23 protein-coding genes and 2 pseudogenes are annotated in these 26,615 nt (G+C 62.3%); 10 read left to right on the forward strand and 15 right to left on the reverse strand.

Annotation, left to right across the window (positions count from 1 at the left end; all coding sequences use genetic code 11):
* Window positions 1-146: 146 nt before the first annotated feature.
* From AC5Y2S_RS23640 to AC5Y2S_RS23680, 9 genes and pseudogenes are all read right to left on the reverse strand, one after another.
* Window positions 147-1,130 carry an LLM class F420-dependent oxidoreductase gene (locus AC5Y2S_RS23640; RefSeq protein ID WP_499882118.1) on the reverse strand — a complete coding sequence of 328 codons (984 nt, stop codon included), beginning with the start codon at window positions 1,128-1,130 and terminating at the stop codon, window positions 147-149.
* Between the two features lie 99 nt (window positions 1,131-1,229).
* On the reverse strand, window positions 1,230-1,427 hold the full coding sequence (locus tag AC5Y2S_RS23645) for a ferredoxin (protein ID WP_499882119.1): 198 nt from the start codon (window positions 1,425-1,427) through the stop codon (window positions 1,230-1,232).
* Window positions 1,424-2,614 carry a cytochrome P450 gene (locus tag AC5Y2S_RS23650; RefSeq protein ID WP_499882120.1) on the reverse strand — a complete coding sequence of 397 codons (1,191 nt, stop codon included), beginning with the start codon at window positions 2,612-2,614 and terminating at the stop codon, window positions 1,424-1,426. The genes AC5Y2S_RS23645 and AC5Y2S_RS23650 overlap by 4 nt, the downstream gene beginning before the upstream one ends.
* Window positions 2,615-2,786: 172 nt before the next feature.
* Complete coding sequence (locus AC5Y2S_RS23655; protein WP_499958705.1) at window positions 2,787-4,271, reverse strand: VWA domain-containing protein; 1,485 nt, start codon at window positions 4,269-4,271, stop codon at window positions 2,787-2,789.
* Between the two features lie 256 nt (window positions 4,272-4,527).
* Window positions 4,528-5,328 (reverse strand): CbbQ/NirQ/NorQ/GpvN family protein, encoded by an 801-nt coding sequence (locus AC5Y2S_RS23660; RefSeq protein ID WP_067923969.1) that lies wholly within the window; start codon window positions 5,326-5,328, stop codon window positions 4,528-4,530.
* Window positions 5,329-5,422: 94 nt separating this feature from the next.
* Window positions 5,423-6,556 carry a spirocyclase AveC family protein gene (locus AC5Y2S_RS23665; protein ID WP_499958707.1) on the reverse strand — a complete coding sequence of 378 codons (1,134 nt, stop codon included), beginning with the start codon at window positions 6,554-6,556 and terminating at the stop codon, window positions 5,423-5,425.
* 246 nt (window positions 6,557-6,802) lie between these two features.
* Window positions 6,803-6,907, reverse strand: a pseudogene (locus AC5Y2S_RS23670) (nitroreductase family protein); the annotation flags it as partial.
* A 47-nt stretch (window positions 6,908-6,954) separates the two neighbouring features.
* On the reverse strand, window positions 6,955-7,335 hold the full coding sequence (locus tag AC5Y2S_RS23675) for a hypothetical protein (RefSeq protein ID WP_499882124.1): 381 nt from the start codon (window positions 7,333-7,335) through the stop codon (window positions 6,955-6,957).
* A 340-nt stretch (window positions 7,336-7,675) separates the two neighbouring features.
* Window positions 7,676-8,506 (reverse strand): enoyl-CoA hydratase/isomerase family protein, encoded by an 831-nt coding sequence (locus AC5Y2S_RS23680; protein ID WP_197514468.1) that lies wholly within the window; start codon window positions 8,504-8,506, stop codon window positions 7,676-7,678.
* An 889-nt stretch (window positions 8,507-9,395) separates the two neighbouring features.
* Here AC5Y2S_RS23680 and AC5Y2S_RS23685 point away from each other — a divergent pair.
* A complete protein-coding gene (locus tag AC5Y2S_RS23685) occupies window positions 9,396-10,301 on the forward strand; it encodes an alpha/beta fold hydrolase (RefSeq protein ID WP_499882125.1) in 906 nt (301 codons plus the stop codon).
* A 362-nt stretch (window positions 10,302-10,663) separates the two neighbouring features.
* Here AC5Y2S_RS23685 and AC5Y2S_RS23690 read toward each other — a convergent pair whose 3' ends face one another.
* The gene (locus AC5Y2S_RS23690) at window positions 10,664-11,683 is read right to left on the reverse strand and encodes a TIGR03617 family F420-dependent LLM class oxidoreductase (RefSeq protein WP_499882126.1); all 1,020 of its coding nucleotides are present in this window, start codon (window positions 11,681-11,683) and stop codon (window positions 10,664-10,666) included.
* Between the two features lie 217 nt (window positions 11,684-11,900).
* On the opposite strand from AC5Y2S_RS23690, the gene AC5Y2S_RS23695 reads away from it, so the two are divergent.
* From AC5Y2S_RS23695 to AC5Y2S_RS23705, 3 genes are read left to right on the forward strand one after another with little or no spacing between them, the layout of a single operon-like run.
* Window positions 11,901-12,716, forward strand: a complete 816-nt coding sequence (locus AC5Y2S_RS23695; RefSeq protein WP_499882127.1) for an acetoacetate decarboxylase family protein — start codon at window positions 11,901-11,903, stop codon at window positions 12,714-12,716.
* Complete coding sequence (locus tag AC5Y2S_RS23700; RefSeq protein ID WP_499882128.1) at window positions 12,713-13,768, forward strand: acyl-CoA dehydrogenase family protein; 1,056 nt, start codon at window positions 12,713-12,715, stop codon at window positions 13,766-13,768. The genes AC5Y2S_RS23695 and AC5Y2S_RS23700 overlap by 4 nt, the downstream gene beginning before the upstream one ends.
* A gap of 5 nt (window positions 13,769-13,773) precedes the next feature.
* A complete protein-coding gene (locus AC5Y2S_RS23705) occupies window positions 13,774-14,916 on the forward strand; it encodes an acyl-CoA dehydrogenase family protein (protein ID WP_499882129.1) in 1,143 nt (380 codons plus the stop codon).
* A 135-nt stretch (window positions 14,917-15,051) separates the two neighbouring features.
* Here the strand turns inward: AC5Y2S_RS23705 and AC5Y2S_RS23710 are convergent, their stop codons facing one another.
* Entirely contained in the window at window positions 15,052-15,813 is a 762-nt protein-coding gene (locus AC5Y2S_RS23710) for an SDR family NAD(P)-dependent oxidoreductase (protein WP_067923837.1), read from the reverse strand.
* A gap of 177 nt (window positions 15,814-15,990) precedes the next feature.
* Between AC5Y2S_RS23710 and AC5Y2S_RS23715 the strand changes: the two genes are divergently transcribed.
* Both AC5Y2S_RS23715 and AC5Y2S_RS23720 read left to right on the forward strand, forming a co-directional pair.
* A complete protein-coding gene (locus AC5Y2S_RS23715) occupies window positions 15,991-16,641 on the forward strand; it encodes a TetR/AcrR family transcriptional regulator (RefSeq protein ID WP_067923963.1) in 651 nt (216 codons plus the stop codon).
* 77 nt (window positions 16,642-16,718) lie between these two features.
* A pseudogene (locus AC5Y2S_RS23720) lies at window positions 16,719-16,838 on the forward strand (SDR family oxidoreductase); the annotation flags it as partial.
* Window positions 16,839-16,847: 9 nt separating this feature from the next.
* Here AC5Y2S_RS23720 and AC5Y2S_RS23725 read toward each other — a convergent pair.
* Window positions 16,848-17,627: an enoyl-CoA hydratase/isomerase family protein gene (locus tag AC5Y2S_RS23725; protein ID WP_499882130.1), complete on the reverse strand. Its 780-nt coding sequence runs from the start codon at window positions 17,625-17,627 to the stop codon at window positions 16,848-16,850.
* A gap of 290 nt (window positions 17,628-17,917) precedes the next feature.
* Window positions 17,918-18,151 (reverse strand): hypothetical protein, encoded by a 234-nt coding sequence (locus AC5Y2S_RS23730; protein WP_499958708.1) that lies wholly within the window; start codon window positions 18,149-18,151, stop codon window positions 17,918-17,920.
* Window positions 18,152-18,619: 468 nt separating this feature from the next.
* Between AC5Y2S_RS23730 and AC5Y2S_RS23735 the strand changes: the two genes are divergently transcribed.
* From AC5Y2S_RS23735 to AC5Y2S_RS23745, 3 genes are all read left to right on the forward strand, one after another.
* Entirely contained in the window at window positions 18,620-19,780 is a 1,161-nt protein-coding gene (locus AC5Y2S_RS23735) for an aromatic ring-hydroxylating oxygenase subunit alpha (protein WP_499882132.1), read from the forward strand.
* Entirely contained in the window at window positions 19,750-21,327 is a 1,578-nt protein-coding gene (locus AC5Y2S_RS23740; RefSeq protein WP_499882133.1) for an AMP-binding protein, read from the forward strand. Before AC5Y2S_RS23735 ends, AC5Y2S_RS23740 begins: the two co-directional genes overlap by 31 nt.
* 75 nt (window positions 21,328-21,402) lie before the next feature.
* A complete protein-coding gene (locus tag AC5Y2S_RS23745; protein WP_499882134.1) occupies window positions 21,403-23,199 on the forward strand; it encodes an acyl-CoA dehydrogenase in 1,797 nt (598 codons plus the stop codon).
* A 77-nt stretch (window positions 23,200-23,276) separates the two neighbouring features.
* On the opposite strand, the gene AC5Y2S_RS23750 is transcribed toward AC5Y2S_RS23745, so the two are convergent.
* The gene (locus tag AC5Y2S_RS23750; protein WP_499882135.1) at window positions 23,277-23,867 is read right to left on the reverse strand and encodes a carboxymuconolactone decarboxylase family protein; all 591 of its coding nucleotides are present in this window, start codon (window positions 23,865-23,867) and stop codon (window positions 23,277-23,279) included.
* The gene (locus AC5Y2S_RS23755) at window positions 23,860-24,966 is read right to left on the reverse strand and encodes an LLM class flavin-dependent oxidoreductase (RefSeq protein ID WP_499882136.1); all 1,107 of its coding nucleotides are present in this window, start codon (window positions 24,964-24,966) and stop codon (window positions 23,860-23,862) included. Before AC5Y2S_RS23755 ends, AC5Y2S_RS23750 begins: the two co-directional genes overlap by 8 nt.
* A 363-nt stretch (window positions 24,967-25,329) precedes the next feature.
* Between AC5Y2S_RS23755 and AC5Y2S_RS23760 the strand changes: the two genes are divergently transcribed.
* Window positions 25,330-26,511, forward strand: coding sequence for an amidohydrolase family protein (locus AC5Y2S_RS23760; RefSeq protein WP_499882137.1), 1,182 nt, complete (start codon window positions 25,330-25,332; stop codon window positions 26,509-26,511).
* Window positions 26,512-26,615: the final 104 nt, after the last annotated feature.

Below are 26,615 nucleotides of genomic sequence, written 5' to 3' on the forward strand. Positions count from 1 at the left end.
CCCGGGATGGAGGCACGAGCTCGTCGAACGCGACCCTCGGTGCGCCGGCGAGAAGTCCAAGCAGCTGAGCGATTGCGATGAGCTTGTTGCCGCCGCTGGCTATGCGCATGTTGCTGCTCGAGCGAGCGGCGATACTTTTGCGCTACTCATATTCCGACTACACGCGCAAGTGTTTCCCCCACATTTCTGATCAGTCCCGGGGTATAGCCGTGTGACGGAAGGTTAACGACCACTCCGGAAATGCCGGCGTCGATCACGTATCGCTTAACCTGCTCCGCGATGTCGTTGAGAGTTCCCACGGCGACGCGAGAATTCAGCGCAAATGCGTCGGAAGCGCCAGCGGCGTCTGTAACGACCAGCTGTATCAGAGCACTCGTCTCAAGGGTGGTCGGATCGCGATCCTGTTCATGGCACCGTCGCATGACGGCTTCGACCTTGCCCGGCAGCCGATTGAACGGGGCAATGACATTGAGGTGGTCGGCGTAGCGCGCAGCCAATGCGAATGTCTTTCGCTCACCGCTGCCGCCGATCAGAAGAGGCATGTCGTCCCGAACGCGAGGGTTGTTTAACACTGATTCAGCCTGATACCAGCGGCCGTTGAAGGTGGGGCGTTCTCCACGGAGCATCGGTGTGATGATCTGCAACGCTTCCTCGAGGCGTTCGAACCGGTCGGCGAAGGTACCGAATTCGAAACCAAGCTGCCTATGCTCAAGCTCGAACCAGCCGGCGCCGATGCCCAAGACTCCCCGGCCGCCACTCATCACGTCAAGGGTGGTCACCGCCTTCGCGAGCAGCGCGGGGTTCCGGTAGGTGTTCCCGGTGACGAGCGTGCCCAACCGCACGCGCCGCGTCGTCGTGGCCAGCCCCCCGAGCGCGGTGTACGCCTCCAGCATCGGGTCGTCGAGCGCACCCAGATGCGGAAGTTGGTAGAAGTGATCCATCAGCAGCACCGCGTCGAAGCCAGCGGCTTCGGCCTCCTGCGCCTGGGCTACGACGGCTGGATAAAGCTCGGAAATAGGCGTGCCGTAGGAAAAATTGGGGATCTGCAGGCCGAGCCTCAGAACGCCGCCACCACGTTGAGCGGGCGAAGGCCTCGCGGCGTCAGCAGCTGACGGCACCGACACGACCATCAGCCCTTTTCACCGGGTCGGTCAACACAGAGGCAAACACCAGAAATCTCGGCCGCCAGAAGGGCGCGCAGTAATCGAACCAAGCAACTCGACCGCCGATCAATCGTCTACGAAGCTGATGGCCCGTTCCGGGCAGTTCGCCACCGCCGAACGCGCCTCGGCGAGCTGAGTGTCAGGGACGCCTCCGTCGCCGACGACATGTCCGTAGCCTTGGTCGTCATCCTCGAAGAGATGCGGAGCCAAGGAGTAGCAGAGTCCGTGGCCGGTGCAGGCGGCGCTGTCGAGGTTGAGCTTCATCCCTCCGCCTTGTCGAACTCCAAATGAAGCGATTCGAGCCCGATGGTGCCGTGAGGCCAGTGCACTTTGGGTGTCGTGCCGGGCTTGATCCGGTAGTGCGGAATCTGCTTGTGCCATTCCTCATACGCGATGCCCAATTCCAGTCTGGCGAGATGTGAACCTAGACAGCGGTGCGGTCCCATCCCGAAGCTGATGTGCGGGTTCTCCGGCCGGTGGAAGTCGATATCGTTCGGGTTTTCGAATACGGCTGGATCCCGGTTAACGGCACCGAGATACGTCGACACGCGTGTTTCGGCGGAGAGCCGCGCCGACTCGATGTGAGCATCGGCGGAGGTCACCCTCGGGATGAACGGGGCTGGGGGGTCCAGACGAAGTAGCTCTTCAACCGCTGCGGGAATCAGAGCGGGGTCGTCGATGATCTCCTGCCGCTTGTCGGCATTCTCCGCAAGTCGTTGCATCGCACACCCCAACGTGTCGGTCACGGTGTCCAGCCCGGCGAGCACGAATAAAAAGCAGAGTCCGACGGCTTCGGCGTCGGTAAGGTCGTCGGGTGGTTGTTTGGCCAATATTTGACTCAAGACGTCATCACCGCCCGCACCACGGCGCTGGGGAATCAGTTCAGTGAAGTACGTGTACATCTCGAGGGCCTTCCTGATGCCCTCTTGAGCCGCGTCGCCCTCGGCGGCGAAACCTGCGCCAGTGAGGCCGATTACTGCGTTCTTCCATTCCCAAAACTGGTCGCGCATCTCGAGCGGCAATCCGAAGAACGTGAGGAATGCCTGGATTGGGAAGACCTGGGCGACCTCGCTGACGAAATCGCAGTGGCCGCGCCGCGCGATGGGTTCGATGAGCGCGATGAACTGACTTCGCAGCTCGGCCTCCATCGGCTTGATGACGCGTGGACTGAAGAACGGCTGCAGGATATGACGGTAGCGCGTCTGCGTCGGCGGGTCATAGGCGATCGGCACGAGCGGCACCGGGCTTTGCAGGATGTCGAACGCCTTCGCCGACGAGAACGGGTCGGGGTGTTTCAGCACTTCTTCAGCGCCGCGGCGGGTGGTCACCGCATATCCATCGGCAATGGCGATCAGCGGGGCCACCTGGGTATCATTCCACGCCTGGTCGCGTGCGACGTCCATGGGGAGGCCGTCCGTGTCGATCTGGGGGATTGCGTCTGCGGTCGTCATGGTCCCTCATCTGCCGTCGAAGTGTGCCGTACATCACTCTGGGTGTCTTGTAGAATCTAACTCACAGTCGAAAGTGTGACAAGGCAGCTCACTTGTGAACATCCACCCAATCGCAGTGTCCGGCTTACCGTCAGTCGGGCTCAGGGCCGTGCACTGCTCAGCCGAAGAAACGTCACGCCGGCACGGTGAACGAACTATGGTCGCCACGGCGACGCGTATCGGCCAGCGCTTGGCCTATGAGCTTTCCGAGCTGGCGTTCGATCCCGCTGATGTCAGCGATGTGCAGAGCCGAGGCCGAATCAAGCACGTCGCGTTGAGCGTGAGACTCATTGCTGTTCGGCGCCGTAACCCCGACACATACGAAGCCCACGCCCCGCAAGCGAGCCTCGCTCATGGCGTGGCGGGTGTCGCCCGAGGCCTGGGCGCCGTCGTAACCGTCATCGTAGGGATGCCCGTCCGAGACGAGGATGACCACCCGCTTCATTCCCTCGGTTTGACGTTCCAAGATGGCGATGCAATGACGAACGGCACCGCCGATTCGCGTGAAGCCCGCCGGACTCAGGTGGCCGATTCGCTCGATAGTCAAGGCCGACAAACGTTCTCGTAGACCCTTGATCGGCATTACGTGGACGGCTTCGCGACCCCAACTACGGAACGCGTACAAGCCAACAGGCACCCCGAGCGCATCAAGCGCGGTTGTGATGCGATAGGACAGCTTGAGGTGTTGGTCGAACACCGATCCGGTATCCCCGTCCACACGCGTCGTCGTGTCCAGCGTCGAACTGCTGACGTCCAAAAGTACCAACGCCGCGACGCACGGTCGTTGTCGCTTCTTCCCGATGAACGGCAGCGGCGCAGAGCCGGATCTGTTTCGGCGCCAGTATGCCAGGTCGACCACGCCGTCGGTGTGCAGTTGTTCACCAAATTCGCTGCGCCCGTGTGGCGCAATTTCCAGCACGCTACGAGCGAGGCTGCGCGTTAAGGCCGTCGGTGCCTGCATTACGTCGATGCGAGCGAGTGCCGTGTGGTCACGGAAACCATCTGGATTCCATGGCTCAAGTTCGTGCACGGTTACCCATTCCTTGCGATACTGCTTCGAACTCTCGTCCCACTCCGGATAGCGGGCGTCGCCGCTGTAATTGCCGCCGATGAATCTGTGAGCGGCCGAGGCGATGCGGCGGCCGATGTTGACTCGGCGTCCCCCGCTGGGCCGCCTGCTCGGTTTGGCCACCGGCTTTCCGCCGCCGGCTTGGGATGCCGCATCTGCAGATTTGCCACCAGAGTGCTTGAACAGACTCTGGATCAGCTTGGCCATCGGGTGGTTCGGCGTCAGCGGATTACTCAGCAGATCAAGGGACTTGGCCTCGTCGCTGTTGGTGTCGGGATCGTCCGCCTCATCGGCGTTTGAGTCATTGCGTATCTTCACGTCGCCGTCGTGCTCCCGGCCTGTGCGCGCTGTCGCCGCCAATACCGCACGCGCGGGTCTGAGCTGACCGAAGAATTCGGGTGCAGGAGGAATCTGGGTTCGCGCCAATGCTATCCGCATCGACTCTTCGGCTGAACTGGTCCTGGGGATGTCCGTCAGCCCAGCCGCTAATGCTGCTACAAAGGGCGGCAATCGATCCGAGGTCAGCGAGAGCGCACGCAGACCTTCCATGGCGGAGTACCGCGTGCACGCGCCAGACCGCCCGATGAGGTGACGCAGGACCCGCGGATCAAATGATCCGGCACCGTACATCGCGGCTTGTACGACTACTTGAGCCCGGGTCAGCGTGGTGAGTCGCCCGCCGTCGACTGCGATCGTGTTTCCCGACATATGGACGCCTTCGTCTTGCCCGGTCGTGGCCTTGACACACACCAGGCGTCCCGATACCGCACGGGCCAGCATTTGCAAGCCGGCGACGGTCGGTTGATCAGTCGATGTAGGCATCGATCAGTTCAGCGATCGACCTCGTGACCGTCGCGTCGTCGGTCAGCATGGCCGCGATCGCGCTGCGTGCCGCGCGATTGAGCGAAAGTCCGTTGGCGTGCAGCCGTGCCGCCGCGATCAAGGCCCGAGTCGACACCATCTCCGACATGCTCGGCTCGTTCAGATGTCGCACTGCTTGACCTAGTCGCACTAGTGTGGCGACGGCCTCGTCCGAGGCGCCCGACTGCTCCTTCACTATTTGGTGTTCGAGTTCCGGTGGTGCGAAGTCGAGTTCCACGGCCACAAAGCGTTGACGCGTTGAGGGCTTGAGGTCCTTGAGCAACGTCTGATATCCAGGGTTGTAGGACACGATCAGCATGAATGATTCAGGGGCATCGAGTGTTTCATTGAGTCGATCAATGAACAACTGTCGCCGATGGTCTGCAAGGGAGTGAATCACCACCGTTGCGTCGACGCGGGCTTCGACGATCTCGTCGAGATAACAGATGGCACCACCACGAACCGCCGTGGTGAGCGGTCCGTCCTGCCAGACGGTATCCGCGCCCTCGAGCAGATAACGCCCCACCAGATCTGCGGCGAGCATGTCCTCATGGCACGACACCGTGACGAGGTCCAGTCCGAGTCGACGTGCCGCACTTTCCACCAACTTCGTCTTACCGCAGCCCGTCGGACCCTTCAGCAGCACCGGCAGACGCGCTCGCCAGGCTCCCAGCAGGATGTCCAGTTCATCCCCGACGGGATGGTAGTCGTCGACGACGCCGAGTGTGAGGTTGTGATTGTTGATCACGGGACCACGTTGGGAGGAGTGAATCGTCATACGTCCTTGCTCAGGTTAAGTAGGGCAGTTGAATCGTCGTTCGGCCGCTTCGTAGGTTTCCTCAGCGCCCGAGGTAAACATCGACCCAAGTGCGCCCGTCACCGGGGATATCACTAGGCGAGCCGGGTTGCCCGCCAGTCGAAATGGGCCGTCCCCCAGAGGGATCGGGGCACGGATAGGATGTTTCATGCCCGCAGATTCCATTGATCAGATGCGACGGATAGACCGCGTGGCTGTCGTTGTCGATCTGCAGGCCGATCCCGATCATCACGATGTTGTAGCTCAGGTAGCAGATGTTGGTGACTGCGGCGACCGCCAAGACCTGCAGGCCGACCTTCGCTTTGTTGGACACATTGACGCGGTCGACCCCGCGCTCGACGACGGAATGGCCACGGTCGTCTAGATAGAAGCGGAGCACCATCAGCGGCGCCCAGCCAAGTCCCCCCCACACCAGCGCCTCATAGAGGGGGAACTGGTGCGACGTGCCTTCGAAGAGGGTCAGCCAGCTCACGGTGTTCGGATAGGAGATGATGTGCCCGTAGCACAGCACGGTCTCGATGACCAAGTCGGCGAGCATCATAAAACCCAAGGACCACAGAATGATGCCCAGCTTGCCCGTCTGTGGCCAGCGCCTCATGACGACCTTGCGCAGGAAACCGCAACCGATCATGCATAGCGACGCGCTCCAGATGAACCCGATGCCGATCAGGATGGTCGGCTCGGGCATGAGGTTGCCATGAGGTGACACCCAGCCGGGCATGTCGGTCGTCCACGACCCGAAGTTCATCATCAGCGACGAGTACGAGAACTGCGGCGTGACGTAGTTCAGAATCGGATCCCATTGGATCAGCAGCAGGTAGGCGACTACGAGGATGGCGTCGAAGGTGACCCGCCGCTCCCGTATGCATCGCCTGCCGACGTAGATCAGAGTTCCGATGACGGCAATGATCGTCAGCACCTGGGCGCCGATGTTCCAGGCCAGATCCCTGCCCAGGGTCGGGTTGTTGGCGCCGATCGGCGTCGGCGTTGCTCGACCACCGAGGATCCAACTCGACGCGACGTAGATCGCCAGGGCGATGAACGCCGCACCGACCGTCGCCCAAGCGACGATCGGAACCGTGGTCCGCACCCGCGGCGTCTGCTTCAGCTTGTCAGTGCCAGCACTCGCCAGCGGCCCTCTTTCCAACGTCGCCATGCGCACGCCTCCTCGTGACGAGTTCAACAATGAAACCTTACTGTGAAATGTATAACGAGTTCGGCACGCTTGGAAAGCAAAATCTAAATTGTGATCGAAACTAAGAACAGACCTCCGGCGACGCCTGCGGACACGCGGCGCGGACCCGTCACCGAGGTAGTCGTAAAAAGGGACCACTATCGGAGCAATCGCTGCACCGAACTCAGTCATCCATCCGGTGAGAAACCGCGGATTCGCTCATCGCGGCTAGTCGAACGTCCGCGGTTGCGCGTTCTCGGCGCTGGGCGCGTGAGCCGCGGCGGTCAGCATCTGGTCGATGTCCTCATGCGGGATGGTGCGGTCGGGATCGAATCGGCTGCAAACGCGCTGCGCCTATGATGTCGACGCCAGATCCGGCATCAGCTGTCAGCCTCCCTGCGCTCACCGCGCGGAGTCCAGCCCGTCACCGACACCGTATTGAGGTCCAGCGTTTCTCCCAGCGTCAGCGTTCCGGCCGCGGTGGCCTTGAGCCACTCGGCCATGACCTGGTCGGGCTCGCGATCCAACTCGTATATCACAAGATATCGGTGCGCAGGCGGCGGCAAAGGAGCCGGCAAGTCTTCCTCGCGCACCTTCACCTCCGAGAGGACGTAACGCTGTGCGGCTACCACTCCGGGCAGCGCGAGCACCTCGGGCACATGGCGAGTGTCGTACCACTCGTTGAAGGCGTCGTCTTGGCCTTCAACGGGATTGGTCATCACGAGGAAGAGATTCCCCCTTGGCAGCTCCGAGGTGGACACCTCACGCACTATGGCAGCCCCATGTCACAGTGTCAACGCCCACTGAAGCGCGTCAGACCAGACCGCTCGACGTAGGTGCATTCCGACAATTCAGCTTGGTGAGGGAGAAGACGTCGTGGGTGTCCTTGGCGATTAACGCAACTGCCGCGTTCATCGCGGACTCCTCAACCGCCTGCACTCGCGATGCCATCACGCCCATCGCATCGCAGCGTATTGACTGATGCCAGTTAACTGCCATACTCAGGCCCATCGAATACACCGCGTGATTTCGATCCGGTGCGTGACGGCCGAGGCCAACACCTGAGGCGGGATGCGGCGCCGTGGTGCGTCGCCATCGTCGTCACAGCCGCCCTTCGACGCGAAGCGCGGGATGGACCCATTCCGGCGACCGTTTCTCCTTGAACGCCGTGAAGCCCTCTCGCGCCTCGGGCCCCAGGACGCTTTGGTACATGTTGATCCGGTCGTACAGCCCCATGTAGTTGTCGAGATTGCCCTTGACCACTGCGCGCGCCTGCGGTGCGGTTCGGCAGCATTGAGCGAGTATCTCGCGCGCGGTGGTCAGCAAGTCGGCGTGAGGAACGACGCGGGAAATCATCCCCCATTCGAGCGCCTCCTCGGCCGACAGTACCCGGCCGGTGAACATCAGGTCCCGCGTGCGAACCGGTCCAATGATCCGTGCGAGCATCTGACTGTAGTAGGTATCAGCAATGCCGCGGTACAACTCCGGTACGCGAAAAGTCGCACGCTCGCTCACCACCGCCATGTCACTGCACATCGCAATCTGCAATCCGCCGCCCTGCGCCAGGCCGTTGACCGCGGATACCACCGGCTTGGGCGACTGACGCAAGGCCTCGAAAGGCGTGACGTCCATTCCCAGGGCAAAAGCCAATTCCATCCAGTTGTCCTCGGCGCGGTGCCCGAGATCGCCGCCGGGGGCGAACACGTCGCCGGTGCCCGTGATCAGCAGACCGGCCAAGTTGTCGTCTGCAGCCACTCGCGAGACTGCGTAGCGAATACCGAAGTACATCGCCGCTGTCATGGCGTTGCGCGCGTGCGGACGATCCAGTGTGACTATCGCTAGCGCACCCTCGCGCTCGAACCGCAGGTACGGTGTGCCCAGCCAGTCGCCGTCCGGCGGTCGAGCCTCACCTGCGCTGATTTCCTTCGTCATGGACCGTTCTTCTGCGATTGATGACATAGGACTGTCATATTAGCAGCCAAAAAGGCCTGCACTTGCGCAGTAGAAGCTGCTCAATTCCAGGGATATACCGATCGGTGAATCACCATCTGACAGTCATCTGCCGCGACCCTTGGGGTGAACCCGTGGCCGCTGTCAACGGACAGTCCCGCTGAGCCCGGAGGAGCGGCCGGCCCGGATGTACTCCATTCGAACCCATCCGGCACTCGACAATCGACAGTTCTCGGTGCCCTACCACCTGGTCATGTTGACTATTGGACAGCAGCACGCGGTCATCGAGGAGATCCCAGTGCTCAATTTGGCCAGAGCGCCCAAGATTTCGTCGACAACTGCGGATAACAGAGCGGCTGCACCCAGGGGTCCACGTATTGCCAGGACGAGCTGCTCCCCATGGGCCATGCCGAGCGACTCGACGCCTGTTTCCGTGCCTCCTTAGCGGAAGTGGACTCGTGGCCCTTGATACGGATATAACTATATGCCGGATTAGCGAAGGGTTAGGAGCTGAGCACTGCGCTGCTGCTCGAGATGGCAGTCTCGGGCCGGGTCGCCCATCCCGGATCGCATCGAAATCGTCGATCATCTGCGGCCACCGAGACCGGCAAGGTGCTGCGGCGCGAGATGTCCGAGACCTGGGCGAAAACATCAGGAGTGCAACATGATTAGGAACAGGAGCCACCTGCAGAGCCAGTCCGCAACAGCCAGGTGACCGTCGCACCGGCCATCTCTAGCCAGGGCGGAGTCGGCGTGCTCGGGGCCAGGCGAGTGAGCTCGTATGACGATGAGTGCCCAGTGTGAGCGTATTGCGAGAACCTGGCACGGTTTACGCGGTGGCTTCACACCCAGCGACTAGTTGAGGAGCGACATGACCAACACCGGCCGCCGGCCACCACACGCGGCGCTGAAGATTCCGGCGGGTGACGTCACCATGGTCGGGGATGCCTATGGTGATCCGTCGGATCCGCCAGTGGTGTTGCTGCACGGTGGTGGCCAGACCAGGCATTCCTGGGGTTCGACCGCTGCCGATCTTGGCGCCAAGAACTGGTATGCCATCACGGTCGACCTGCGTGGGCATGGCGACAGCAGCTGGTCCCCGGACGGCTACTACGGGCTGGACCGGTTCGCCAACGATGTGACCCGGGTGGGCGACTTCCTCGGCCGCCCACCGGTCTATGTGGGTGCCTCGCTAGGCGGCAATTCCTCGTTGGCGGCGATCGGGGTCCGGCCCGATCTCGCGCTCGGCTTGGTCCTGGTGGATGTGTCGCCGTTCCTGCAACCAGCGGGGACGAGCCGGATCCGCGAATTCATGGTGTCGCACGCCGAGGCCGGCTTCGGCACGCTGGAGGAGGCCGCCGATGCCGTCGCGGCCTACGTTCCTCACCGACCGCGGCCGCGCAACCTCGACGGCCTGAAAAAGAACCTGCGCTTTCGGGACGGCCGGTGGTACTGGCATTGGGACCCTGCGTTTATGGCGTCGCCGAACGATCAGGCCGTGCAGCGCGATCAGCTCATTGACCCAGCCCGGCTGGGTGCGGCGGCGCGGGACCTGCGGCTGCCGACTCTGCTGGTGCGCGGCGGCGAGTCCGATGTGCTCAGCGTCGGCGACGCAGTGCGCTTCCTAGAGTTGGTGCCGCACGCCGAGTTCGCGTCGGTTGCCGGTGCGCACCACATGGTGGCCGGTGACGACAACGCGGTCTTCGAGAACGTGCTCGACGACTTCCTCGAGCGCCGGGTGCGCTCGCGGCTCAAGCTGTTCGACACTGCACGCTGACGAGGCGAATACGGCGAGGATGTGACGGCACTGCCTGCGACGGCGGCGACCAGCATTGGCAATCGGCCACGAATGCACTCATGGGCACCCGGCACATCGACTGGTACCTCTCCCCCGTGATCACTGCACTTCCGTCACGAGAAGCGGCCAGGGAGCGGGCCGTCGAGATCGCCTACGGCTACCTCGGTCTGCGCGCCCGGACCACGCTCGCAGAGACCACTCAGCTCGGAGACGAACTGATCGGGACGGCTGAGCAATGCCAGGGACGAGGCCGCAGGAAACGGCCGGCGAGCCGATGACTGAGGTTCCTGAAGCACACGCGGGCTCAAAGAATTCCCTGTAGCCCTGTCAGGGGCTTCAAGTCATGAACGCCGCCAGTCGCGCAACTCCTCGACAATCGGCTGCCAGAGCCCTTCCGAGGTGTCATATGGCGCAGCGAGGGCAACCCGGCTCAAAACGGAACCGAATCTGTCCGTCAACGCCCGCGCCACATCCGGCGGATCGGCGACAACGGCGAAGGCGTCGAGCATCTCGTCATCGATAACCTCGCCTAATTGGCTCCAGCGATCAGCCTTGATCATGGCCCGCAGCTCATCACCGATCACTTCCCAGCCGTGGGTCTGCAGGACGGGAAGGTACGCGGGGGTGGACGCGTAGAAAGCAATGCGGCTGCGCATCGCCGCATCGGCGGCAGCCCGAGCGGCCGCGGTTTCACCCGTTACGACGAACACCGCTCCACTGATCTGAAAACCATCCAGATCGTCTCGACCCGTGGCTGCCCGGCCCTCGATAAGCGCAGGCAACGTCACGGACCTGAGGTACCGCTCGGTTGTAAAGCTGTGCAGGAGAAAGCCATCGGCGACCTCCCCCGCAACACGCGACATTTTGGGGCCAACGCCTGCCAGAAGCACCGGCGGATTGCCGTGTGGGTTGGGCCCCGGATCGAAGAACGAGGTCATGAGCGTATGTCGGTAGAACTTCCCCTCATGGTCAAGTCGCTCGCCGGTTCGCCAGCTCCCCCAGATCGCCCGGATGGCCAGGACGTAGTCGCGCATCCGGTCGGCCGGAGCTGACCAGGGCATGCAGAACCGGCGGCTGATATGAGCCTTCACTTGCGAGCCCAGCCCCAGCATGAATCGACCTCGGGAGTAGAGCTGCAAGTCGTTCGCGAGCAGCGCTGTGGTCATAGGGTTGCGAGCGAACGCGACGGCGATATTGGTGCCCAGAGCAACCGTGCTTGTGTCCTGCGCGCACATCGCCAGCAGCGGAAACGGATCGTGCTTCATCTCGGGCATCCACACTCCGCGATATCCGGCTGCTTCCGCTTTCTTCGCGGCGGTCAGGGCACCGACGTCATTCGGAGCAACCAGGTCGACGTCCATGACTCTCCTTGATCGCGGGGTGGTGTTACCGGCGGGATGCTTCCAGCGCCGCACTGGCAGATTCTAGTTGTCGACAGATTCTAGGGTGAAATGGACTCCCACCGCCTCTTGTCGCATTATCGAACTTTCGGTAGATTTTGATCCACCTAGGGAAGGAATACTCGAGATGTCGTCAGCCGATCAGGGGTTCACGTGTCACCCGGGCGAGCGTTATGAGATGCCCATCGTGTTCGGGCCGACGGAGCTTCCGCAGGTATCACAGTGGGGATATCTCCGAGCGCTAGACATCACCTTCGTCACCGATCCGGTCGCGGTGCGTCCACTGGTACCGGCGGAGCTCGACCTCCCGGAGCAGCCGACGGTCGTCATCAGCAGGCGCTCATTCGACCAGGTGGACTACCTCGCAGGTCACGGCTACGAAGAGCTGTGCGTCGGTATCAGCGTGACCCACAACGGCGAGGAGGGGACGACCAGAGGGAACTTCTGGCCCGTGATGTGGGTCGACCAGATTCGGCCGGTCACCGTCGGCCGCGAGTTCACGGGCTTCGCCAAGCTGGGCGCAGACTTCAGCCCGATACGAGACGAGTCCGGCGACCTATCGTGGGAAATGTCGGAGTACGGAACGGTGTTGGCGCGCGGCACAATACGCAACGCGAAGCCAGTCGACGACGTCGCGCTGGACAAGATCGCGCAGGCGGGCAGCATCGGGTACGCCTTTTGTTCTCGCTACATCCCACCTATCGTGAACAGCCCCGGTGTCGACGAGGTGACTCGTTGCCAGATGCGTTCGCAGATCACTTCCGTGCAGGTGGGTGAGGCCGAACTCGAGTTGGCCTCACCCTCGTGGAAGGATGCTCCGAACGGGGCACGCGCAATGTCAGCCTTGGCTTCTCTCCCGATACTCCAACTCCGTCGGGCCATGGTCATCGAAGGATCCTCCTCCTTCGACCGCTCGACGATCACTGCTCTGCCCCGCACGCGATCGCTGAGGAGCTCGACCACCGCTGTCGCCGCGAGCGGTTCGGCGCGTTGAAGGTCAACCTCAGCGACGATCAGCGGGCAGTCGAAGAGCTGTTTTCCGAGTTCTTCGCAAAGACTTCGGAATCGATGGTCGTCAGACGAGCGGAGCCGCTCGGCTTCGACTCGGAGCTGTGGTCGAAGCTGTGCGCTCTGGACGCCCCGGCCATGGGGGTCGCGGCGGAGAAGGGGGGCGGCGGAGCCGCCCTCGCCGACCTCGTGGTCGTGGGCGAATGCGTAGGGCGTTCGCTGGCACCCGTTCCCATCATCGAACACACCGTCGCCTTGCGCGCCCTGCCGGAGCCGTCCGCCGAGCTGCTCGCCGGAGACGAGGTTGCGACGATCGCGCTGCAGTTTCCAACCCGCGGCCTCGACTGGGGCCTCATTCCCGCCGGAGCGGTCGCCCGCACCGTTGTCGGCCCGTGCGGCGAGGCCACGGTAGCCGTGTCCACAGAGCCCCCCGGAGTGGCGCCGGCAAACCACGCATGCATGCCCGTGGCCTTCCGGACCTTCGACCACGACACCGCAACGACCCTAGGCGACAAGTCAGTGTGGTCAGGCGCGCTGTCGGAGTGGCAGATACTCACCGCCGCGTCGCTCGTCGGCATCGCCGCGAAGAGCCTCGACACCGGAGCCGAGTACGTCAAGTCGCGCGAGCAGTTCGGCCGGCCGATCGGCACGTTCCAGGCGGTGCAACATGGATTGGCCGATTTGCCGGGGCTTATCGATGGCGCCCGGCTGCTCACGTTCAAGGCGGCGTGGGCCATGGACACTTCGGATCCCACCGCACCGGGGATCACCAACGTCGACGACAACGAGGTCAACGATCCGACATCGCTTGCTTTGATGGCCTACCTGTTCGCGACCGAAGTAGCGGCCCAGGTCACCGACCGTGTGCTGCACTACCACGGCGGGTACGGGTTTGCCGAGGAGTACGACATCGGTTTGTACTACCGGAGGGCGCGCGGCTGGCCGCTCGTTCTCGGCGACCCCGCTGCTCAGTACCGGCGCTTGGCGGACCGGTTGTTCGGGGCAGTTTCTATCGACGACAGGTCGAGCGAGAGGTAGCGCCAATGGACTTCAATCTCTCCACTGAGGCGGCGGCATTCCGTCAGGAGATCAAGGACGTCATCGCCCTCACTTACACACCAGATCGCCGGGGTGAACACCACCGCACCGGCACGTTCGCCTGCCCAGCCTTGTATCAGGAGCTCGCACGGCGAGGGCTGCTCGAACGTACCGTGCCGGGGCTGGGCAAGGGTGATCCGATGGAACTCTGGATCCTTGTCAACGAGCTGGAGAAGGCGTCGGTGCCCTACGACGCGCTTTCTGTGATGCTGATTGTTGCCGCGATGGTCAACCGGCTAGGGTCCGACTTCCAACGAGAACGCATCCTCTCCTCGTTGCTTTCCGCGAAATCCTATGCCTGCCTTGGCTACAGCGAGCCCGGCAGCGGAAGTGACGTAGCCTCGGTGTCCACGCGCGCAGTACGCGATGGCGGCCAGTGGGTGATCAACGGATCCAAGATGTGGACGACGATGGCCCACGAAGCCGATTGGATCCTGCTTCTGACGCGCACGGACCCGACCGTGTCGAAGCACCGCGGTCTCACCATGTTCGTGCTTCCCATGAACACTCCCGGCATTTCCGTGGAACCGGTGTGGACGATCGGATCCGAGCGCACCAACGCGACGTTCTTCGACGATGTCCGCGTGGGCGATGAATGGGTCCTTGGAGGCGTTAACGAGGGTTGGGCGGCGATGGGCGTCGGGTTGTCGTTCGAGCGCGGTGTCGTCGGCGAGACGAACGGCGGTGTTGCGCTGTTGCGGCATTTTCGGCAGTGGGCCGAAGACACCGGTGCGGTGCGCGACCCCGCCATACGACAGCAGATGGCCCAGACCGCTATGGACAATGAAGTCGCGAAGCTGCTGACACAGCGGTCGGCGTGGCTGGCGGCGAGCGGTGAGTTGCCCGTAGTCGAAGGTGCGATGACCAAGCTCTTTGCGACCACGGCATATCAAAAGGCTGCCCATTGGTTCCAACAGCGCGCCGGAGCGGCGGGTCTGCTTCGGTTTGGCGAGGCTGGCGCAGCCGCGGATGGTTGGATCGAGTACGAGGGCCGCCATGCACCACTTTGCACGATCCGCGGGGGCACTACCGAGATCAACCGCAACATCGTGGCGGAGCGTCATCTTGGACTTCCGAAATGCGTCTGACTCAATTGCCTTCGACGCCTTGGCTGTTGGTCCGACGGCCCGGCCTGCAACCGAACGAGGGTAGCCATGTTTCGCCACGGTCGGCGTCCAGGCGACGGGTTGGCGAACCGGGCGCGGCCCGCGGGTTCGTCACCGCTAGCGGGCTGGCATTCGCAGGCCCGCGTCGAGCCGCACCACTTCACCGTTGAGCATCGGGTTCTGCGTGATATGCACGACGAGCTGGCCGAATTCGCTCGGCCTTCCGAAACGTTTGGGATGGGGTATTACCCGGGTCATCGCGCCGAGTGCCTCGTCGGGCAGGACGCCGAGTAATGGCGTTTCGAAGAGTCCCGGCGCGATAGCCATCACGCGAATGGCATGACTCGCCAGATCACGGGCCAACGGCAGCGTCATCGCCGCGACGCCTCCCTTCGAGGCAGAATAGGCGACCTGGCCAATCTGCCCGTCGTAGGCGGCGATCGATGCGGTATTCACGATGACACCCCGCTCTTCGGCGTCGAGCGGGGTGGTCGTCATCCGGGCGACCGCAGACCGGATGACATTGAACGTGCCGATCAAGTTGACGCCGATCACCCTGGCGAAATCCGCCGTCGGGTGTGCGCCTTCTCTGCCGAGCACGCGACGAGAGATACCGACCCCGGCGCAATTCACGACTATCCGCAAGTCGCCGGCCGACTGCGCAAGGTCGAGTGCCGCTTCGACAGTGGATTCGTCGCATACATCCGTTGGCGCGAACAGAACGTCATCGCCGAGGTCGGCCGCAACCGCTCGACCGGCCGAAGACGGCAGATCGGCGATGACGACTGTCGCGCCACTGTCTCGCAACGCTGCGGCGGCTGCAAGCCCCAGGCCGGAAGCGGCCCCGGTGACCAACGCTACGGAATCATCCATCCGCACCGCTTACCCCTTCCCGAACAACGCCTACTTTCGACTAGCGAATAGAATACAGGCCCACCCTGCTACTTACGCGATCGTGCACGACGTCCCGATGCCGAGCGACACGGAAGCGGCTCGGACCCACCGCACGCGTCGACGACGACCGGAGAAATGCGCCGTTTCTCGTATACTCGGGCGGTGACAACGAAGAGCCGGACCAGGGTGCCATTCGCGAAGTCAGCACGAACGCGCGCACGGATCCTCGATTCCGCCGCACGGGTGTTCAGCCAGAACGGGTACGCCGGCACGCGCCTCACCGACATCGCGGAGGCCGCCGATGTCAAACAAGGCAGCCTGTACTACTACTTCGACTCGAAGGACACGCTAGTCGCAGAGATGCTGCGCGTCGGACTCGAGAAGACGCACGAACACGTCGTCTCGGCCGTCGAAGCCCTGGGCCCCGAAGCCTCGGCGACCGCGCGTCTTGGCGCCGCGATTCATGCGCACGCCGAGGCCGTGATCGAGGCCGTCGACTACACGGCAGCCAATGCACGCATCCTCGGCCAGCTTCCCGACGAGCTGCGCAAGCGTCACATCCGCGTCGACCAACGGCCCTACGGCAAGCTCTGGGACGGACTCCTCAGCGACGCGCGCGACGCTGGCGAAATTCGAGACGACCTCGACCTGCAGACCCTGAGGCTCCTCATTATGGGATCGCTGAACTGGACCGTCGAATGGCCCGACCGCGCCAAGCGATCCCCTGAAAAGGTTGCCGGCCTTCTCATCTCAGCACTGTTCGACGGGATCACCATCCGGGATCATGCGGTCCAGGTGCAGGCCGGCGCCTAGGGCCTTCGTTCGGGCTGCGCACTGCCGAGGAAGTCGGCGCGCTTCTACACAAAGTGTTCGGCGATGCTCTCGGATACGTCGGCCGCGCCGGGCGCCCCGAGGAGATCGCACCGATGATCGCGCTGCTGGGCTCGCGACTCAACTCTTTCACCACAGGGGCGGATCTCAACGTGGATGGCGGCTCGGACTTTCGCTGAGTAGCAGGACTACCGCAACCTCCATTGCGGCTTGCCGGCTCCACCGCGAGTCACCTTCACGGTCTCCACGCCGTTGGCTAGCTGCGTGTAGTGCACACCATTGCGGATGGCATCGGTACGTCCGACGTCGAGTGAGTCCCAGATCGCCTTGACCGTTCCCTGCACCGCCAGGGGCTCGTTGGCCGCGATTTGGTGAGCGATCTCGTCGGCACGTGGCCAAAGCTCCTCACGCTCGGTGACCTCCGATACCAAGCCCATTTGCATGGCACGGCTGGCCGACATTCGCTCGTTTAGACCCATGAGCGCGATCCGCAGCACTTCACCCAGCGGCATCCGGGCGGCGAGCCCCACAGGCTCGAGCACGGCAGCAAGCCCGTAAGTCACATGCGGATCGAAGAACGTCGCATCGTGGGAGCTGATGATGATGTCCGCCTCATTGAGCAAATAGAACGCGCCACCCGCCGCCATTCCATGGACTGCGCAGATAACCGGCTTCCACACCTGATTAGCCTTGGGGGACAGATAACTGCTGGGATCCTCGCGGCTCCACAGATTGGGCCGTGACACCATCTCCAGCGTGTCGTCCGTGTCTACGCCCGTGCAGAAAGCGCGCTCACCAGCCGCTCGCACCACGACGGCGTGCACCTCGTCATCGAGCCGGACATGCCGCCAGACTTGCGAGAAATCCTCGCACATACGCTGATTGAAGGCGTTTAGCCGGTCGGGTCGATTGAGCGTGATGGTCGCAACATGACAGTCGAACTCGTAGAGCAGCGTTTCCAGTTCCATCATCGCCCCTTCGAAACGGTCGGCTGACCACCGGTGGCACAAGTTATGCGGTCGATATCTTGCCACCCCTGAGTTATCGAATCAGAAACAGATTCTAGCCCATCGTGAGGCTTCATTCGGGCGGCAGACCGTGACACCAAATGGTTCTCATTGCGGGTAGGCGCGAAAGGGATCCGTCATATCGCCCGCACGTGGCCGCCCGCGGATGCCCCGTAGACTCGCTCGCCTTCCGCGGTACCCCGCGTACCCGAGGCTTACGGTCGAATGGCCATCACTTAAGCAGCCTTTCGTTATGACGCCCAGGGCATCTCGGGATCGGCGACCATCACCAGCGGCTGGTAACCACGCTTGCCCAACTCCTTGGCGATCTCGGCGTAGGTCGCGGCGGTCCACCCCGCCGGCGAACGTAACACGACACCGTCCGCGAGATCGAGGTGATGGATGTCGAAGACCAAACCGGCCAACCCACGCGCCGTACCCGCGTAGGACAGCCCGTCTCCCGTCGCATCAGTCCCGTTACGCATCCGACGGCACGCCGTGGTGTTGTCGACCTCGACACATGCGTTGACGGCCAACAAGATCGGACGAGGCAGACGTCCGCGTTTGTGCCGCACCGCGCGCTCCTCACGAACCCGCTTCTGGGCTTGCCGAAGGTCGGTGGCCGCCACGATTGTGGCTGGACGCAGGAAAATCCGGCCCCCAGAGCCGGGCAGCGAACTTCTCCGGCTCTTCGCCGAGTTCGCAATTGCGGCACGCTCGGCCTCAGAGACCATTAGCGCCACACGGAAGCGACGAGCAGCATGCACGATGGTGGAGCTGTCCGCCGAACTCGCGATTGACGAAGTCATCGGATGCGCCCTTCGACGAAGTTCAGGGCCAACGCAGCTTCGAGATCCAGTGCGCTTGCCTCATCACCTTGCTACGGTTAGAATCTACTCGGATATAGAAAGTTTTTCAATGGCAGCCTTCAACAGACGTCGAGGATCGAAACAATGCAGGTCGCTGTCCAACACGAGCTCATCGAGCGCTTCCGCAAGCTCGCTGAGGCGAAGTCCACACAACTGAGCGATGGCCCGCAGATGATGCCCGCCGGCGAGTACACGTCACGCGAACAGCTGGAGCGGGAACGCCAACAACTATTCCGCAGTCACCCCATCGTCGTGGGTCTGACGGCCGATGTACCGGATCCGGGCACAGTACTGGCGACGCACATCGACGGGGTGCCGCTGCTGGTGACTCGGGCCAAAGACGGACGCGCCAGGGTATTCATCAACGCGTGCCGGCATCGCGGTGCACCCCTCGTCGAACCCGACTGCCGCAGAAAGGGTGCGCGAAACCTGAGCTGCCCGTTCCATGCGTGGTTGTACTCGCTGGACGGCAAGAACATACGTAAGCCGGTTGCCAAGGACTACTTCGGCGTGGAGGGCGAGTCGTTCGACCTGAAGGAAGTGTCGTCTGACGAATCGCACGGTCTCATCCTGGCCCGGCTCGACGGCGGCCCCGTGGACGCCGATGCCTACCTCGGTCGGTTGAGCGAGGATCTGGACAGTTTTGGGCTGGCCAACTTCCACCACGTGGAAACACGCAAGGCAATTCAACACGCCAACTGGAAGATGATCGTCGACACCTTCCTCGAGACATATCACGTCTTTTCGCTGCACAACTCTTCGATTTCGCGGCTCTACCACTCGCACCCCCAGCTGTTCGACGCCTTTGATCAGCACTGCCGCAGCATCGGCGTCCGAAAATCGATTGATGACATCGGCCAGGACCCGAGCACCTGGCAGTTTCCGCCGCACGCCACGATTCACTACGTCGTCTTCCCCAATACTCTCGTCGTGCATCAGCTCGACCATTTCGAGGTATGGCGGATCTTCCCTCACGACACGCCGGGCAGCTCGGTGGTGGAAACGAGCATCTATGCACCGGAACCGCCCAACGACGAAACGATCAAGAAGTGGATTCTCAATCTCGACATCCTGATGCAAGTCACCGGTCAGGAAGACTTTCCGATGTGTAAGAAGATCCAGTCGGGGTTGGACAGCGGTAGTGTCGATTCGCTGGTGTTCGGCCAGAACGAACTGGGGTTGATCCATTTCCACGAACAGATTGCCGAAGCCTTGTGCAAAGTGAATTCTGGTTCGAGCCGCTGACGCCGGTCAGCTTCTTGCGTCGCGCCGCCACCATTTACGGCGACAATACGGCCGTCATCGACGGTGAACGCACGTTCAGTTATCGCGAGCTGCTCGACCGCAGTACGCGGCTGGCCGGGGCGCTCATCGACCTCGCCGGCGGAAAAGCCGTGGCGATTCTTGCGCCGAACAGCCACGTGTTGCTCGAAGCGCACTACGGCGTGCCGTGGTCCGGCTCACCTTTGCTCACGCTCAACATCCGGCTGTCTGCGCATGAGCTCGCCTGGATCATCGACCATGCTGAAGCGACCGTCCTCATCTACGACAGTTCACTTTCGACACTGGCCCACGCAGTATCGGACATCGTCGACTCGCGGATGAAACTGGTGTGTTGCGGCGGGGAGAATGACGAATACGAACAGCTGCTCGTCGAGGCGGAGCCTCGAATCCAGCCGATCACGGACGAGAACGCCTTGCTCTCGCTCAACTACACCAGTGGCACAACTGGCAAGCCCAAGGGCGTCATGTATCACCACCGCGGGGCATACCTGCAGTCTGTCGCGATGGCCACGCAGATGCACCTGGAGAACAACTCGAAGATGTTGTGGACATTGCCGATGTTCCACTGCCATGGGTGGTGCTTCACATGGGCCGTCACCGCTGCGGGCGGGGCCCACATCTGCTTGCGATCGGTCGATCACACGGAGATTTGGCGCCTGATCGACGACGAGGGGGTCACTCATCTCAATGGCGCGCCCGTGGTCCTGAACTCAATCGCGTACGGCGATGCGGCCCATGGGCTCGTCCCTCCGCGCAATCTACTCATCGGTACCGGTGGAGCACCCCCGACGCCCACCATCCTGGCGCGTCTCGCCGAGCTCAACATAGACGTCGTACACCTTTACGGTCTCACTGAAACCTATGGGCCGGTGGTTATCTGCGAGTGGCAGCGATCGTGGGATTCATACGACGCACCGCGGCGCGCGCGACTCAAAGCCCGGCAGGGGGTGTGCAACATCGTCTCGCAACCCGTCCGGGTCCTTGATGCGAATGGTGATGACGTACCGAGGGACGGGCGAACCATGGGCGAGGTCGCGATCCGCGGAAACAATGTGATGGCCGGCTATTTCAAAGACCCTGAGGCAACTGAAGCTGCCGTGCCCGACGGGTGGTTCCGCACCGGTGATCTCGGCGTACTCCACGAAGACGGTTATCTCGAACTCCGCGATCGCAGCAAGGACATCATCATTTCCGGCGGCGAGAACATCTCCTCGATCGAAGTGGAAAACGCTATCGCCTCGCACGAGTCGGTGCTCGAGGTTGCCGTCGTCGCCGTGCCCGACGATCGTTGGGGCGAGGTTCCGGTTGCACACATCACCCTGCATCCGGGAGCAACCGCCGACCAGGCCGACATCGAAAGACACGTCCGGGAGCAACTCGGTGGGTTCAAGGTGCCCAAGCGAATAGTGTTCGAGGCGCTGCCGAAGACTGGCACCGGCAAGGTGCAGAAATTCGCACTGCGAGAACAGTGGCGTCAGAAGCTGCAGTCGCCCGATTTAACAGTCTAATTGGCTACCGGCACCGTCGGGCTCGTCACCGGCGCCATGTGCTGTGCCGCCACGATCGAAAAGTAGGGAGCGTCCATGCCCAACGACCTCATCTCACGGCGCGACGTCGATTTCCTGCTCTACGAGTGGCTGGGTGTGGACGAGCTGCCGAAGCGTGAGCGCTACTCCGACCACAGCAGGGAGACATTCGACGGGGTCCTCGACCTCTGCGAGCAACTCGCCGAGAAGTACTTCGCGCCGCACAACAAGCTCAACGACACCAGGGAACCGACCTTTGATGGACGTCACGTCCACGTCAACCCCGAGGTGAAGCGAGCGCTCGATGCATTCGCGGCCGCCGACCTCATCGGGATGAGCATGGATTACGAACTCGGCGGCGCGCAGCTACCCGTCACCGTGGCAAGCGCCGGCTTCGCCTGGTTTCACGCCGCCAATGTCAGTACCGCAGCCTATCTAATGCTCACCATGGCCAATGCGAACTTGCTGGCCACATATGGGAGCACGCGCGACCACGAGCTCTTCGTCAAACCTATGCTCGCCGGCCGGTTTTCGGGCACCATGTGTCTCTCCGAGCCGCAAGCCGGGTCGTCGCTCGCCGACGTCAGCACCCGCGCCGAACCCACCGATGATGGCCACTACCGACTTTTCGGCAGCAAAATGTGGATTTCGGGCGGTGAGCACGAGATGACCGAGAACATCGTGCATCTGGTCCTCGCGCGCATCGCCGGGTCGCCGGCGGGGGTCAAAGGGCTTTCCTTGTTCATCGTGCCCAAGTTCCTGGTCGACGACGACGCCGCGATCGGAGAACGAAACGACGTCTCCCTTGGTGGACTCAATCACAAGATGGGATACCGCGGCACAACGAACACCGTCCTGAACTTCGGTGAGGGTGCCCATCGCCCGTTGGGTTCAGCAGGTGCGGTGGGGTACCTGGTTGGCCGACCCAACGCCGGTATCTCTTACATGTTCCACATGATGAACGAGGCTCGGCTTGGCGTCGGCATCGGCGCCGTTGCACTGGGGTACACCGGCTACCTCAAGTCCGTGCGATACGCGAATGAGCGGTTGCAGGGCCGCGTTCCGGGCCGCAAATCCGCGCCAGACAAGCCCGTGCCGATCATCGAGCATGCCGACGTCCGGCGAATGCTGCTAGCTCAAAAAGCCTATGTCGAAGGCGCTTTGGCCTTCGCGCTGTATTGCGGATACTTGATCGACACCCGTGCCAGCAGTGAGGACAGCAAAGAGGCTGAAGAAGCGGCGCTGCTGCTGGACGTGCTGACCCCGATTGCCAAGAGCTGGCCCTCGCAATGGTGCGTAGCGGCCAACGATCTTGCGATCCAGGTACACGGAGGTTACGGATATACCCGCGACTACGACGTGGAGCAGCACTACCGCGATAACCGCTTGAATCCAATACATGAAGGTACACACGGCATTCAGAGCCTCGACCTGCTCGGCCGCAAAGTGACTCAGCACGACGGCGCAAGCCTGGCCTTGGTGTCCGACCGCATCGGCAAGGCGATTGACGGTGCGACCGCCCTGGATGGGGAACTCGGGCACCTCGCCGATCAGCTGGCTCAACGGTGGGTCCGTCTCGTCGGAATAACGACGAAACTGGTCGGCGAATCCGATCGGGAACTGGCGCTGGCAAACAGCGCGATCTATCTCGAGGCGTTCGGCCACTTGGTGATTGCGTGGATGTGGCTCGAGCTGTTGATCACCAGCGCGCCGAAGAACACTGACTTTCACGCTGGCAAGGTGCAGGCCGGCAGGTTCTTCTTCCGTTACGAACTGCCCCGCGTCGATCCCCAGCTCAATCTGCTCGAAACCCTCGACAGCACGACCGTCGACATGAAGGCGGAATGGTTTTAAAACGCGTCCGGTCGACATTTCGCCGGCGAAAGCTGGCCTGGGCGCGCGTCACCGGTATGAGGGCACTCGCTCCTGGGTCATTCGACGGCGCGCGACGCTGAGACGGGCCGGTAGGCGGGCTCGATCGCCACGCCGAACGAGCGCGCCGCGAAGGCCAGCATGTGGTAGTGCCCAACCACCATCGGCACCTCGATCAGCTGCTCCTGGTCGTAGTGCGCCGCCAGAACCGACCACGTCGACGCTGAGATCTCGCACTCATCATGGAGTTCGTCGGCGCTTCTCACCAGCGCCGACTCCAGTTCCGTCCAGCCCTCGGCGCCGGCACCGGCGTGGACCCGGTTGACCTCCTCGGAGGTCAACCCGGCGTCCGCGGCAAACACCAGGTGATGCGCCCATTCGTAGGCGGCCCCGCAGCGATCGGCGGTCCGCAGGATGAGCAATTCCCGGTCACGGGCCGACAACTTCCCGCTGAGCAGGCCACCGCACAGCGGCAGCCAGCGCCGAAACAGCCGCTGGTGTCGCACAAGGGTTGTGAACAGATTGAGGTCACGACCCGGCCCGACTTTATCGAGCAGCTCGTTAGTCACGTTATCGCGCTCTTCGATCGGGAGCGGCGCGATGCGCAGTTCGGAGTGGACCTCTCCGGCCGACGCCACGCCCTCAGGCATGCGCCGAGACGGCAACGGGTGGGAAAGCACGCTCCGTGTCGATGCCCTTCAGGCGCGGCAGCACCTGCTCTGCAAACAATTTCTGATTGGCCGCACCGATTTCGGGGCTCATTCCCGCGAAGGACAGTACCGAAGTCATCCCGACGCCGTCGATGCGACGAACATGGTCGGTCAACTGTTCCACCACCTCGTCCGGAGTGCCATAGACCTGCAATTCGGCGAGGAATTTCACGAAGCTATCCGCCCCGTGCTTTTCGATGTTGGCGGCGAACTTGCCGTAATACTCGTAACCGGGAACCTTCGCTAGGCCGGGATTGCTGAACTCGTACCAATCGAACGTCGATTTCGCGTACCGATAGTGATATTGCTCGTGCAGCTCCTGTGCCGCGGACGAGGACTCGTGCACGATCACAAAGGACATCAGCAGCGGTTTAGGCGGCTCGTAACCATTCAACTCGACGAACCGCTCGTTGTACTTCTTGACGTCGGCAACCGTTACATCCCACGGCTTTTGGGCGATCACCATGATACCCGCACCGAGTTCAGCGACGATGTCCATCGATTCAGGCGACACCGAAGATGCGTATGTGCGGTTGCGCAGCGGAGCCAGCGGCTGGGGTCGAAGTTGCACGGGCGGCTGCTTCCAGAGTTCACCGTCCGACTCGATGACTCCCGTGTCGAAGGCGTTGAGGATGCCCTGTGCATACTCCTGGAAGCGCTGGCGCGACTCCCCCATGTTCAGCCGGAAGCCCTCGAATTCGTGACGGCCCAGGCCGCGGCCGATGCCGAGCAACAGACGACCGTTCGACAGGTGGTCAAGCACCGAGAGCTCCTCAGCGACCCGCAGCGGCTCATGCCACGGAAGCACCACCACCGAAGGTCCCAGCCGGACGTGCTTAGTCTTGGCCGCCAGATAAGTCAACAGCTGCAACGTGTTTGGCGACACGTCGTAGCCACCGAAGTGGTGCTCGGCGATCCACAAAGACTCGAAGCCCAGCGGCTCGGCCTGTTCTGCCAGCGCTATCTCATGCTTGTAAAGCGCCGAGTCGGAACGATCCTCGTCGGGATTCTGAAAGAAGACACTCTTGCCAACATGCATGTGCTTGACCTATCTGAAGTCCGATTGACGGCTAGATTCTACCATATAGTAGAATTTATTTGTCAATCCATCCACCCCTTAAGCGCTTTCCATACGGGTGAACGCTTCTCGGCGCACCAGATTCAAGCTGTTCGACGACCCTGTCGAGGGTCATCTGTGCGCCCCACCGGCGGAGTAATCTACTTAGTACAAGAATCTGTGCCTCGCTAGAAAGCCATTGACGCGCGCCTGATCGTTCCATAGGCTACCGATATGATGTTCTATAGGCTAACTATATGAATACTCGACGTGCTCTGGCCCTCTCGCCCCACGGCGCGAGCGCTGGGAACAAGATCAAACGAAATGGAATGGAGAGTGTGTGACGTGACCAGCGAGCCTTATGGTCTGTGGGATGCAGACAATCACTTCTATGAGGTCCGGGACTGCTTCAGCCGTCATATCGAGTCCAAGTACAAGGATGTCGCGATCCAGGCCCGGATGCACCCCGATGGCAAGGAATACTGGCATTGCGGTGACAAGGTTCTGACCTTCTGCAACGTCAAGTTCGACAAGACCGAGGCTCCGGGTTCGTTCAAGGAAATCCTGAATAATCCCGAGCTGGGCGGTTTCGACGATGCGCGGGACGAATCGTCGATGTTGCCGGCTTTCCATGACCAGCAGGCGCGGCTTGAGCTGATGGACAGCCAGAACGTCGAGGGCACGATCCTATTCCCGTCGATGGCGAATGGGATCGAGCAGGATCTGCTCGACAACCCCGAGGTGCTGTATGCCAACCTGAGGTCGTATAACCGCTGGGTCGAGGAAGACTGGGGCTTCGGCAGCAATGGCCGCATTTTCGGCACGGGGTGTCTGTCGCTGGCCGACGCGGACCTGGCCGTGGAAGAACTGGACCGCCTGCTCAAGGCGGGCGTGAAAGTCGTCTATCTGCGACCGGCCCCGGGTGGCGGAGCACAGCCCTGTTCGATTGCCGATCCCAAGTTCGACCCGTTCTGGGCGCGCCTCGAGGAGGCGAAAGTGCCGGTTGGGTTCCACGTGTCAGCCGGTTTCTTCGACGCGTCGACCGTGTGGGGCGAGAAGCCCCGGCCGGGAACGCGCGACACCTCGGCGTTGCAGTTCGCGATGTTCCACGTCGAGATTCCCATCATGACCACGCTCGCGGCGATGGTCCTGCACAATCTGTTCGGCCGCTTCCCGGGACTGCGGGTCATCAGCGTCGAGCATGGCTGTGGATGGGTCCCCTATCTGTTGAAGACGCTCAACAAGGCAGCGTGGTGGGGACGTTTTGGCGATTGGCCGGGCGGCACGCTCCCTGATCGCCCATCGGAGATGTTCAAGCGCAATGTCTATGTCGTTCCCTTTCACGAGGACAACACGCCCGAACTGGTCAAGCGCATCGGCGCGAACCGCGTGTTGATGGGCTCGGATTATCCCCACGCGGAGGGGCTGGCCCAGCCAGCCGAATTCGCGGAGGGGCTCACCGACCTGGACCCGGGTTGCGTGCACCGGATCATGCGTGACAACCTGCGCGAGCTACTGATGAACTGAACCCCGGCAGTCGGCTGCCGGTTCGCCGTTAAGCCTGCCGCCACCTCGCGGCAGATATCTGCGTCGACGTGCAGGTGTTCGTGATGCGCAGCGTTGTAGTCGGG

This window comes from Mycobacterium sp. NGS69 (assembly GCF_059812165.1).

Excerpts from the sequence above, each read along its gene's own strand:
- AC5Y2S_RS23725 (WP_499882130.1), bottom strand. The coding sequence starts at position 17,627 with ATGGAACTGGAAACGCTGCTCTACGAGTTCGACTGTCATGTTGCGACC.
- AC5Y2S_RS23750 (WP_499882135.1), bottom strand. The coding sequence starts at position 23,867 with ATGCCTGAGGGCGTGGCGTCGGCCGGAGAGGTCCACTCCGAACTGCGC.
- AC5Y2S_RS23755 (WP_499882136.1), bottom strand. The coding sequence starts at position 24,966 with ATGCATGTTGGCAAGAGTGTCTTCTTTCAGAATCCCGACGAGGATCGT.
- AC5Y2S_RS23730 (WP_499958708.1), bottom strand. The coding sequence starts at position 18,151 with ATGCGTAACGGGACTGATGCGACGGGAGACGGGCTGTCCTACGCGGGT.
- AC5Y2S_RS23745 (WP_499882134.1), top strand. The coding sequence starts at position 21,403 with ATGCCCAACGACCTCATCTCACGGCGCGACGTCGATTTCCTGCTCTAC.
- AC5Y2S_RS23655 (WP_499958705.1), bottom strand. The coding sequence starts at position 4,271 with ATGGAAGGTCTGCGTGCGCTCTCGCTGACCTCGGATCGATTGCCGCCC.
- AC5Y2S_RS23645 (WP_499882119.1), bottom strand. The coding sequence starts at position 1,427 with ATGAAGCTCAACCTCGACAGCGCCGCCTGCACCGGCCACGGACTCTGC.
- AC5Y2S_RS23665 (WP_499958707.1), bottom strand. The coding sequence starts at position 6,556 with ATGGCGACGTTGGAAAGAGGGCCGCTGGCGAGTGCTGGCACTGACAAG.
- AC5Y2S_RS23650 (WP_499882120.1), bottom strand. The coding sequence starts at position 2,614 with ATGACGACCGCAGACGCAATCCCCCAGATCGACACGGACGGCCTCCCC.
- AC5Y2S_RS23680 (WP_197514468.1), bottom strand. The coding sequence starts at position 8,506 with ATGACGAAGGAAATCAGCGCAGGTGAGGCTCGACCGCCGGACGGCGAC.
- AC5Y2S_RS23685 (WP_499882125.1), top strand. The coding sequence starts at position 9,396 with ATGACCAACACCGGCCGCCGGCCACCACACGCGGCGCTGAAGATTCCG.
- AC5Y2S_RS23735 (WP_499882132.1), top strand. The coding sequence starts at position 18,620 with ATGCAGGTCGCTGTCCAACACGAGCTCATCGAGCGCTTCCGCAAGCTC.
- AC5Y2S_RS23695 (WP_499882127.1), top strand. The coding sequence starts at position 11,901 with ATGCCCATCGTGTTCGGGCCGACGGAGCTTCCGCAGGTATCACAGTGG.
- AC5Y2S_RS23705 (WP_499882129.1), top strand. The coding sequence starts at position 13,774 with ATGGACTTCAATCTCTCCACTGAGGCGGCGGCATTCCGTCAGGAGATC.
- AC5Y2S_RS23640 (WP_499882118.1), bottom strand. The coding sequence starts at position 1,130 with ATGGTCGTGTCGGTGCCGTCAGCTGCTGACGCCGCGAGGCCTTCGCCC.
- AC5Y2S_RS23690 (WP_499882126.1), bottom strand. The coding sequence starts at position 11,683 with ATGGACGTCGACCTGGTTGCTCCGAATGACGTCGGTGCCCTGACCGCC.